Source organism: Thalassolituus sp. UBA6592 (assembly GCF_002433655.1).
Lineage (GTDB): Bacteria > Pseudomonadota > Gammaproteobacteria > Pseudomonadales > Oceanobacteraceae > Venatoribacter.
Window position 1 is genome coordinate 11,146 of sequence record NZ_DJIO01000122.1, and the last position, 591, is coordinate 11,736.

A 591-nucleotide genomic window follows, 5' to 3' on the forward strand; every position below is an offset into this window, starting at 1 on the left:
CCTTCATGAATCTCATGATTGTGCTGGTGCCGGTGTTGTTGATGAACATGGTGTTCTCGCAGCTGGCGGTTCTGGATCTGAGGCTACCTGCCGGCGATCAGCCGGGCACAGCTGAAATTGATCCGGAAGATGTTTCGCTTGAAGTGGTTATCCGGAATTCCGGGTTCGAACTGAACCGGACCTATCAGGAAAAAACGGAAACCATCGTGCTTTTGCCTAAAAAAGAAGACGGGTTTGATTACAGCGGCTTATCGCTGGCTTTGCAGGATGTAAAAAAGAATCCTGGCTTCGCCGATAAGAAAGACATCAGCCTGTTATCGGAACCTGATATTGATTATCAGACGTTAATTAACGTGATGGATACCGTGCGTATTTATTCGGCAGTGGTGGCGGCCAGTCTGGTCGATGCAACGCTGTTTCCGGATATTTCCATGGGTGATGCAGCAGCGCTGAGCGGGGAGGTGACCGAATGAAAATGTCACGTCGCGCCAAGCGTATGGAGCGCAACCATAAACGTAAAAAGGCCGCCGGTGGTCTGAACCTTACCGCCCTGATGGATATTTTTACCATCCTGGTGTTCTTCCTGATGGT

Annotated in this window: 1 protein-coding gene; it reads left to right on the top strand. The window is 50.1% G+C overall.

Annotated features, from left to right (window positions below; translation table 11 throughout):
• The coding region (locus tag B2Z72_RS11510; protein WP_297004852.1) for a biopolymer transporter ExbD at window positions 1-473 on the top strand (473 nt) is incomplete at its 5' end.
• Between the last annotated feature and the right edge of the window lie 118 nt (window positions 474-591).